This is a genomic window from Variovorax sp. 01T439_2 (genome assembly GCF_056398445.1).
This window is the reverse complement of the sequence record NZ_JBFTPJ010001347.1, coordinates 1-1,052: the sequence shown is the minus strand read 5'-3', so window position 1 is coordinate 1,052 and position 1,052 is coordinate 1. Positions and strand designations below refer to the sequence as shown.

The following is a 1,052-nucleotide window of genomic DNA, read 5'->3' as shown; positions in this document are numbered from 1 at the left end:
AGGCCGACCAGGCCGATGAGCTGTGCGTCGCCGCGCAAGCTGGTGGAGGGAGTGGCTGTCGGGGAGGAAGTGGAAGACATGGATTGCTACAAAAAACCGGGCAGGCACCGATGCTATGCCCGCTGGCCGCGGCAGAATGGCGATACAGCGACAACATTTGTCGAAACCATGCCAAGCGCCGTTTCACTCCCTTCCCCGGTCACCAGCGTCGCCTCGCTCACGCCGCATCTCTACGCACCCGACGCGGTCAGGCCGTTGCGCGCCAAGGAACATTTCCTGAGCGCCGACACCTTCGTCGAGCTGCACCAGCACCCGTGGCCGCAGCTCACTTTCTCGACCCGCGGCGTGATCCGGCTCAGCACGCAGGACGGCAGCTACATCGTGCCGCCCTCGCGCGCGGTCTGGGTGCCGGCCAACATGCCGCACAGCATCATGCTGATCGAGGACGCCGAGCTGCGCACCGTGTACCTGCATGCCTGGCTCGGCCCGCCGTGGGAGAAGTGCGAGGTGCTCGAGATCAGCCCGCTGCTGCGCGCGCTGATGCTCGCACTCGACACCACGCCCGACGGCCTGCCGCCGGCCGACCCGCACGCGCCGCAGCGCGAACGCATGATCGCCCCGCTGCTGGTGGACGAGCTCGAGCGCGCCACGCAGATCCGCATCGACGTGCCGCTGCCCTCCGACAAGCGGCTGCGCCAGCTGTGCGAGACGCTGCTGCGCAACCCGGCCGACCGCGCCACGCTGGCCGAGCGTGCCGCTGCCATCGGCGCCAGCGAGCGCACCGTGGCGCGGCTGTTCCGCGACCAGCTCGGCATGAGCTGGCAGCAATGGCGGCAGCAGGCCGTGATGGCGCATGCGCTGCCGCTGCTGGCGCGCGGCATGGCCGTGAGCCAGGTGGCGGCGGCCAGCGGCTATGCCACCGACAGCGCGTTCTGCGCCATGTTCAAGGCCGCCACCGGACGCTCGCCCACTTCCTTCCAGCACAAGAAGCGATCCGCCGCGCTCGCCTGAAGCTCGCCTCGATGCCGCCACGCCGTCACGGCGCTCTGGCA

The 1,052-nt window shown here is 69.7% G+C and carries 1 protein-coding gene; it reads left to right on the top strand.

Annotated elements, in window-relative coordinates; all coding sequences use genetic code 11:
- Positions 1-168 precede the first annotated feature (168 nt).
- Positions 169-1,011 (top strand): AraC family transcriptional regulator, encoded by an 843-nt coding sequence (locus AC1DOC_RS34845; protein ID WP_012746986.1) that lies wholly within the window; start codon positions 169-171, stop codon positions 1,009-1,011.
- Positions 1,012-1,052: the final 41 nt, after the last annotated feature.

Bases quoted from the DNA above. Each gene is read 5' to 3' on its own strand.
- AC1DOC_RS34845 (WP_012746986.1), top strand. From the start codon at position 169: ATGCCAAGCGCCGTTTCACTCCCTTCCCCGGTCACCAGCGTCGCCTCG.